Here is an 8,370-nt window from a genome sequence, read left to right as displayed (position 1 = left end):
CGAGGCTTATAGAAATACATTCCTTCACGGTCTCGTAGTAGGCTGCACCAATGAGAATGACTGTAGCGAATGTGAGTGATTGAGGCGAACTCAGTAGCCAATTGGCTACTAGTCCAGTGGTCAACAGGCTGAGTTTGTAAGTGCTGGCGCCAGGTTTCCCAATCCGGTTCTGTCGCATGGGCTACCCTGCCGCCCCCCGCTCCCCGACGACTAATTAAGCTTTTTTTTAAGGAGTCGTTGTTGCTCATTCCATTGTTTTAGCCAATAATAGAGTGTACTCAGGGGCAGTCCGGTTTGGGTTGCTACGGTTTCCAGTTGGCCCTTTTGCTGATGAATCATTCGCAGGGCAAGTGCTTTCAAGTCGGGACTATACTCGACCGTTTCCAGTAGTACTTCGTCAAGTAAATCGGCATCGTCAACACGCATGGGGCCAAAAGTTAATTTGTATTTGGGTAAGGTAGCGATTCTAACACGTTATCGAAAAGTCTATAGTCAGATTAGTAGGAAAACTAGCAGACCACTACCTATTCTGAGTAGTGGATGAACCACTTTTAAGAGAATTAACTACAAATCAATCCATTAACAAGTGAACCATTGCCCAAAAGTAATCGGTATCTTGACGCCCTACTTGTATCATTGGGACATCTCTAGATTATAGTATGGTCTTCTATCAACCGCCAAAACAAGTTTTGCTGCCCTAGTTGCGTACCGACCGTCAATAAGGTACTAGGAGTATAGCCTGTCCATTTACGACACTGCTTGTTCCAGTGGGCCTGGTCAGCATGCCCCGTCTGATAGGCCAGTTCGGTGAAGGTCTGTCTAGTACCCAATTGAGTGGCTAGTTGAAGTACATACCGAAATCGAGCAATTTGACGGTATGTTTCAGGCGAACAACCCAGATAATACTGAAAAAGTCGACCCATGTGGCGCCGGCTTAGTTGATACTGACTAGCAATTTGATGGAGGGGTTGTCCATCTATCACTTGGGTTGTTTGTTGAATTAAAGAGGATAAAACAGGGTATGTTAATGGCTTTGTTAGAGTAAGAAAAAAGCTATCCAAATCATTTACCCATTCTTCAGCAGTAGCGGATGCAAACAATGAAGGAATTAATTGGGTGAGTTGTCCGCCAAAAGGATCGACGGGAGTGACCGCTCCTCGGGTCAGACGTAATAAGGGTTGTTGACTTAAGGCTTGTAATCCGAGGGGTTCAAAGACGATCGCTATTTTACGCAAGGGACCTTTGTGATTAACCCATAAAGGCGTCGATCGAACAAACGTGAGTAGACAAAGTGATTTACTGTCAGGATGATATGACATGGTCGTGCTGAATCGGACAGTGTTCTTGCGTAACTTCGATTATCATGGCAAGTCCCAACAAACCAACTACTCCCTATCGCAAGTTCGATAAAGCCTTCAAGACGGAGGCTCTACGCATGATTGATGAAGGCCAATCCGTAGCTCAGGTCGCTAAAAGTCTCAACATCAGCGACCAACTACTTCATACATGGAAACATGCTCACAAGAAGCAGGTTCAAAAGCAAGTGGGTAACAGCGAACTACTGGCCGAAAATGAACGGCTCAAAGCCCAGCTCAAACGGGCTGAGATGGAGCGCGACATATTAAAAAAAAGCATAGCGATCTTCACTCAACCGAGCTAAAGGCCATGTATCGCTTCATTCAAGAGCAAAGCCAGTACTTTCCTGTGCTGGTGCTTTGCCAGACGTTGGAGGTTAATCGTAGTGGCTACTACGAGTGGCTCAAACCGACTGCAACGTCATCAACGAAAGACACTGACAGTGTACGTATCAAGGTCGATAACACCCAGCAAATCAAAGACTTATTTGGTTTGCATCAGCGTCGATATGGTAGTCGACGCTTGGTTAGTGAGATGAAAGACCGGGGTGTTAAAATAAGTCGGGACTTCGTCCGTAGGGTACTGGTAGAGAATCAACTAAGGCCGATTCAACCGCGTAGCTTCGTACCACGCACTACCGATAGCCGCCATACGATGGGCTACTCGCCTAACCTGTTGCTGGATAGGCCACGCCCTACAGGTCCCAACCAGGTGTGGGTCTCGGACATAACATACATCCCCCTGGCTAACGGCAAATGGCTATATCTGGCTGTGTGGTTGGACCTATGGTCACGGCGTGTGGTAGGCTGGTGTCTCGCCGATCACATGCGCGATGAGTTAGTCATCACGGCCTTACGGCGGGCGTTGCTAGGTCGCCAACCGGCCAATGGATTGATCCTTCATTCAGACCGTGGTAGTCAGTATGCCTCCAAGGATTTTAGTAAGTTACTGGCTGGCAAGCATTTGCGGAGCATGAGCCGGGCTGGTGAGTGTTATGACAACGCCACTGCCGAATCCTTCTGGTCACGGCTTAAAGCCGAAGTATTGGAATTAGGTGTATTTTTGAGCTTAGACGATGCTCGCGCCGAGATCGGCGACTACATCGATAACTATTACAATGTGGTGCGCAAGCACTCAAGCTTACAGTATTGCAGTCCTGTTCAATTTGAGTCTAAACATATCTCTCAGAACTAGCAAGAGACTGTCCGACAAAACCCGACCACCCCAATATGTAACAAATGAACCTTGCTGGTCGAATTGAAAAAAGGCTCGCTCAAATAGGGAAACGGACAAATTTAGATGAGGAAAACACTGATATCGTAAGGCCGGGTTGGGTTGCGTGTACTCTTGTTGATAATAATAGCTAATGTAGGGCCACAGAGCAGGATTTTGGGGTTTGTAGGTAATGATTTCTATGTGGATATTGGATAGTAAATGAACACGAGGTGTAGGCCAGATGAAACGTCATCAGCAAGGTAATTCACAAATGTTCAACAGGAACCTATGTTTTCCTGCTTTTCTGTCAACGAAGCGGTTAAAGAGAATAGATGCAACCATTTCTGAGGTCACCCCCTGAACCACACTACAACGGCGACCGGGATTTGGATTAATTGCAATTCAGTCTAAAAAGAACTTTTACGCTACAGCTATACTTCTCAAAAAAACGCTCTTTCAACGAGATGAGCAGGTGGCTTGGAACAGCTAATTCCTGTTCGCATAGTCCCATACTGGCTGGTACGGGATCGTGAATTACATTTCTTTCACTCAGTCAATGAATCGATAGAACTGCTCTATTCGAATAAAACGTCTACATAATTTCCGGCGATAAAACAAATCTTAACGGCTGGGGTGGTAATAGCATTTAACAGGGCTTTCTTATGAAACCATTTGTTGGGTTAGAAACTGAATTAAGGTAGGAAATTTATCGGCAAAATTGAGAGTGTTCAATAAAGTGTGTCAAGTTATAATTTGCTAACTTGACAATCAAATGGATATAAAAGGGGATAAAAACGGCTTCGATTATGAAGCCTTTCGCCAAGAAACTATCGCGAAAATGATGGCTGGCGAGAAGGAATTGACAGGCAAAGATGGCCTGCTGGCTCCATTATTGAAAGATTTACTCGATGCGGCCTTGTCGGGGGAGATGCAAGCTCACGTGGAGCGAAACCGACCTAATCGTCGTAACGGCAGTACCACAAAGCAAGTTAAGACAGGGCATGGGCCGGTGAGCGTTGAAATGCCCCGTGATCGAGATGGGTCGTTTGATCCCAAGCTCATTGGTAAACGACAAACAACCCTGGGCGAAGGCCTCGACAACCGAATCCTCTCGCTTTATAGCAAGGGCATGTCTTACCAGGACATTCAAGAGCATCTGGAGGATTTATATGGTCTGGACATCAGTTCAGGCCAGTTATCCGCCATCACGGATAAAATCCTCCCCCTAGTTGAGCAATGGCGTTCCCGCCCCTTAGAGCCGGTTTATGCCTTTGTATGGCTGGACGCAGTTCATTTCAAAGTTCGGCAGGATGGAAAAGTCATTAGCAAGGCCGCCTACAATATCTTAGCAGTTGATTTACAGGGGCGTAAAGATTTGCTGGGCATCTACATTGGCGACGCAGAAAGTGCTCGTTTTTGGCTTAGCACGCTGACTGATTTACAAAACCGGGGGGTGAAAGACCTGCTGATTTGCTCCATTGATAACTTATCCGGTTTCGGTGATGCGATTGAAACGGTGTTTCCCAATGTCGATGTTCAGTTGTGTTTGGTTCACCAAGTCCGTGCGTCACTTCGGTATGTGGTCTCAAAGGATCAAAAGGCGGTAGTGGCCGACTTAAAACCTATCTACCAGTCGGCAAATCTGAGCGGAGCTGAACAAAAACTGACCGATTTTGCGGACAAATGGGGGCAAAGGTATCCGCTGGTGGTTGAGAGTTGGAAACGAAATTGGTTGCGGCTAACCCGTTTCTTTGAGTACCCAGCGGCTATTCGCAAAGTCGTCTATACGACGAATACGGTGGAGGGATTTCATCGTCAGATTCGTTGCGTGACGAAGTCTAAAGGCGCTTTCAGTTCAGAAACGGCCCTGCTTAAATTACTTTACCTAACGACACAACGTATTCTAGAGAGCTGGAAGATGCCTTTGCAAAACTGGGGCTCAACACTCCAGCAATTGGCGATTTTGTTTGAAGACCGTGTTCGAAATTACACCACGATCTGAGGAAATGACACACTTCATTGAACATTCCCGCAAAATTGTCTAACTGAGCAGCCATATTTTTGACCTTCAAACGTTCTAATAAGTTGATAACCAGTGTGCGTAGACTGCCCATAAGTCGACTAACTGCCCTACTGCCTGTTTGTAGATCATCTTCGGATAGAGTTACGTCCCGTTTATGGTGCATTACTTCAATAGCCCAATGCTGACGGATGGCATTAAACAATTCCTCCGCTTCTGACGAACTGGTGGGGCGGTTATTACTGACAAAGTAACTTAGTTCCTTGCTGACGACGCCTGCTTGCTGACGACACCGTTCTACGCACACCAGCGTCGCTACACCCGCATCCTGCCAGCGCGGGGCCAAAGCCGATGGCTTCAGCGAAAAGCAACAATAAGTACGCTGCTCAACGCGGCCGTGATGCTTGGCTTCCGCATCAACTCGCTCGTAATCAGAACCATTAAATAGGCAGCGGCAAATACAGTACCGGTACAAATGCGTTTGATTGGCCTTCAGGCCCACCACATAGACCCCTGCTGCGGCATGAATCGAGTGCAACGTTAGGGGGATCAGATGCAGGGCGTCGAGCGTGAGTTTTTGCCCAACTAAACGCCCTTGCTCCAGTAGGTGGCTCACGGCTGGTCGTTCGCTTTCTTTAGCACCACAATAAAAGGTCTGGGCGACTACCTGCCGACTCTGGTGAGCCAAGGCTGAGACGCACACTTCTCCGCGTGTATGCCCGGTTTGAATGCTTCCGCGCAGTTCTTTTCCATCTACGGCAAACCACCGTTTCTGGTTCTCCTCCAGCACGAATCCAAACCACTCAAAGAGTAACTCAGTGAAGCGTGAGCCGTTAATTTTAGCTAACAAAATAGGTAACTGAGCGCGTGAAATGACCTTGTGATCAGTTAATTGCGTTGCTTCAAGGAGACTCTCGAACTGGTTGGTCATGTGCCGGTGTAGCCGCCACAAGTTACCATCCCGTCCACAGCACAGAGCGGCTACTAAGCCGGTGAGTACTAATGCCAGCGAGTGTCGTTTGCCCCGATTATCACGCCTATCCAGGTCATGAGTTTGGTCGAGGAGTTGAAAAAAAGAGGTAGTTTTAACCGGGCAAGCAGGAGTAGTCATGATTTTGTAGTGTTGCAACCACAAAAGTAGGGCGAACGACTACTTGCCCGTTTTTATAAGAAAGCCCTGTAGCATTTAATGACGGCGATGCGCTATTAAAGTCTATCCTGTTCTTCAATCCGGCGGGACTGATTGGACTGTAATTTGCCGCCAAAATGATATTTTACGGAAACACCGACTCTTCGAGTGTCGGGTTTATCATAGTACTGATAATCAGTGTAATCGGTTAACGATTTGCCGGCATACCGGTTGGTTCCCAGAAAATCATTGAATGAAACCCGAACATCCAGTTTATTCTTGTAAAACGACTTTCGAATTCCGGCACCGGCTAGAAAAATACCCTCTTTTAAGTAAATTCCCCAGAGTTCACTTGAGTAGTAACTAAGCGAGAGTTCAAAATTTAGCCCACCCGGCAGTTTTAGCTGTTGATTAAGCATAGCACTAGCGGCCCATTTGCTGAACGTTTTTTCGCCATTTAACAAGGGTATTGGATAACTGGTATAACTGGTCCCCGTTGTAAGCTGCAATTCCCACAACGGGGATAAGCTTATTGGAATCGATGTGAGCACGTCAAGACGCTCCATTTTATCAAAATTAGCAATCTGACTCACAATCGCATTAGTTCCCGGTTCAACCACCAGCCTTTTAGAAATATAATTGGTATGCCTACTGTAGCTGACAGTTAGCACGTATTTTTCCTTCAGCGTGTAACCAGCCGAGAACAGCCATGCCATTTCCGGTTTTAGATACGGATTCCCCGAATAAAAAAAGTATTGATCGCTATACCATCTTACCGGGTTCAGACTAGCATAAGTTGGCCGGTCAATGCGTCGGCTTACCGAGAAGTTGAGCTTGTTATTTTTGTCAAGTTCATGATCAATGGATAACGACGGAAACAGCTTCGTATAATTCCAGCTATTGGCTACGGCCTGTTTGACGGTATACCCTTCGGCCACCGTTGATTCTAAACGCAGACCGGCTTCAAGGCTTGTTTTACCCAACTTTTTAACCCCTGAACCATAAACCGCACTAATTTTTTCGTTGTACTTAAAATGGTTTGACATCGAGGATGCCTCAATAAATCGGCCATCACGAAGCGAATCAAAACTATACCGGTTATCATTGGTAACGTAAGCAAATTTAACCCCCGCTTTTAAGGTAACTGCCGGGTAAGGTAGAACTAGGTCCATTTTAACTGATTGGATCGAAATCGTTCCTGGCTGATGGCTTTGCAGTCGCTCATCGGGCGCCGACTGAGTGCCTGTCGCATCTTGAAAACTACTTTTCAGAACGCCGTCGGAATAATTCCGGTAAGAAATGTAATGCGCATCGGCGGTTAGCTGCTTCCCCAGGCTATCGATCTTGTACGTATAACTGAGATTGGTAGCGTCATAATGATAAGGCTCAGCCAGATAATTGGTGCTTCTCACCGAACCCAAAAGCTGGCCGGTTGCATCGTATCTTTTCACTAAGGACGGCGCGTTGTCCTTGACAAAATCATCAAAATAGCCGTTGTAGCCAACGCTTAACCGGTGCTTAGTGGACAACTGCCAGTCAATACCTGCTTTGTAGGTGTAAAATTTAATTTTGAGCGGATTCTGGTTTTCACGGCGAATAATGATTGGCTGACCGTTTTCGAAGAAACTATTTCCGCTGGTGCTGACAAAATTGCTGTGTGGCGTATTAAAATCGATGGAGCCGAACAGGTTGATGCGGCCCTTGCGGTAACTCCCGGTTATATTTTCATTAACCATCCAGAATTTACCTTTCGAAACACCTGACCGGATGTCGAGCGAGTAGCCGTCCTGGGTGTTTTTTTTCATTACAAAATTGATAATCCCGGCATTTCCCGCGGCATCAAATTCAGCCGTCGGCGTCGTAATGACTTCAATTTTGTTAATATTTTCAGCATTCATGCCCTTCAGCAATTGCACGAGCTGCTGCTGGGAAAGATAGGTCATCTTTCCATCGACCATCACATTGAGTCCTGATGACCCTTTGAGCATAATCTGATCATCCTGCCCCAGGCTTACGCCAGGCACCCTTCTCAACAAATCGAGCGCGGAAGAGCCAGCACTTAACGCACTATTTTGTACGTTGAAAATTAGCTTTCCGTTTTGCATCTCAATAGTCTGTTTCCTGGAAACTACGTCAACGGCCTGGATCCCCAGTGTGGCTTCTGTCATTACCACATCATAAACCCCATCCGGCGAACTGGTCGTACTAATCACCACCGAGTCCGCTTTCAACGGGCGAAAACCCAACATGAATGATTTGAGATAATAAGTAGCCTTCGGGATATTCTTAAATTCGTACCGTCCATCGGCAGCGCTGGACGTATTGAAAGCCGGCGTTGTTTCCGATAGCCTGAAAAGAGCAACGTGGGCACCGACCAGGGCATTTCCTTTAGTATCCTTTACCGATCCGGCCACGGTGAACGGATTGGACTGTGCAGTGAGCCCGTGTCCCCCAAAAACGACTAGAATCGCCGTCAAAAACCAGGAAGACAAACGTGAACGATTGGTAAACATATGGTAGTGGCCTTTGCTCAGAAATAACTAGTACTTGTCCAATTTAATTATTAGAATAATCTGATTTATTCATAGGATTGACCTGCTCATACCATCGTTTGAGTTTATCTTCAGCCGTAGCCACCGTGAAACTCCAA

General features: G+C 46.6%; 6 protein-coding genes and 1 pseudogene. 3 read left to right on the top strand and 4 right to left on the bottom strand.

The features are described from left to right. Positions 1-210: 210 nt before the first annotated feature. Both FH603_RS27150 and FH603_RS27145 read right to left on the bottom strand, forming a co-directional pair. Positions 211-426, bottom strand: coding sequence for a helix-turn-helix domain-containing protein (locus FH603_RS27150; protein ID WP_186742308.1), 216 nt, complete (start codon positions 424-426; stop codon positions 211-213). A 221-nt stretch (positions 427-647) separates the two neighbouring features. Continuing rightward, entirely contained in the window at positions 648-1,235 is a 588-nt protein-coding gene (locus FH603_RS27145; protein ID WP_186742306.1) for a helix-turn-helix domain-containing protein, read from the bottom strand. Positions 1,236-1,363: 128 nt separating this feature from the next. On the opposite strand from FH603_RS27145, the gene FH603_RS27140 reads away from it, so the two are divergent. The 3 genes from FH603_RS27140 to FH603_RS27130 all read left to right on the top strand — a co-directional run bounded on the left by FH603_RS27140 (position 1,364) and on the right by FH603_RS27130 (position 4,573). Beyond that, positions 1,364-1,660: a transposase gene (locus FH603_RS27140; protein ID WP_186742304.1), complete on the top strand. Its 297-nt coding sequence runs from the start codon at positions 1,364-1,366 to the stop codon at positions 1,658-1,660. 5 nt (positions 1,661-1,665) lie between these two features. Further along, a complete protein-coding gene (locus FH603_RS27135) occupies positions 1,666-2,550 on the top strand; it encodes an IS3 family transposase (RefSeq protein WP_235985639.1) in 885 nt (294 codons plus the stop codon). Between the two features lie 859 nt (positions 2,551-3,409). Beyond that, the gene (locus tag FH603_RS27130; protein ID WP_186742310.1) at positions 3,410-4,573 is read left to right on the top strand and encodes an IS256 family transposase; all 1,164 of its coding nucleotides are present in this window, start codon (positions 3,410-3,412) and stop codon (positions 4,571-4,573) included. Positions 4,574-4,661: 88 nt separating this feature from the next. Here FH603_RS27130 and FH603_RS28820 read toward each other — a convergent pair. Together FH603_RS28820 and FH603_RS27125 are read right to left on the bottom strand one after the other, a co-directional pair. Further along, positions 4,662-5,702 (bottom strand): annotated as a pseudogene (locus FH603_RS28820) (ISAs1 family transposase); the annotation flags it as partial. A 95-nt stretch (positions 5,703-5,797) separates the two neighbouring features. Next, positions 5,798-8,212: a TonB-dependent receptor gene (locus FH603_RS27125; RefSeq protein WP_186742302.1), complete on the bottom strand. Its 2,415-nt coding sequence runs from the start codon at positions 8,210-8,212 to the stop codon at positions 5,798-5,800. Positions 8,213-8,370 lie beyond the last annotated feature (158 nt).

It is taken from the genome of Spirosoma utsteinense (assembly GCF_014282275.1).
Classification (GTDB): Bacteria; Bacteroidota; Bacteroidia; order Cytophagales; family Spirosomataceae; genus Spirosoma; species Spirosoma utsteinense.
Note: the sequence above shows the minus strand (reverse complement) of the source record. Positions and strands in the feature narration are given on the sequence as shown.

What these genes read in the sequence shown, in the direction of transcription:
- FH603_RS27150 (WP_186742308.1), bottom strand. Translation starts at nt 426, where the DNA reads ATGCGTGTTGACGATGCCGATTTACTTGACGAAGTACTACTGGAAACG.
- FH603_RS27140 (WP_186742304.1), top strand. Translation starts at nt 1,364, where the DNA reads ATGGCAAGTCCCAACAAACCAACTACTCCCTATCGCAAGTTCGATAAA.
- FH603_RS27135 (WP_235985639.1), top strand. Translation starts at nt 1,666, where the DNA reads ATGTATCGCTTCATTCAAGAGCAAAGCCAGTACTTTCCTGTGCTGGTG.
- FH603_RS27130 (WP_186742310.1), top strand. Translation starts at nt 3,410, where the DNA reads ATGATGGCTGGCGAGAAGGAATTGACAGGCAAAGATGGCCTGCTGGCT.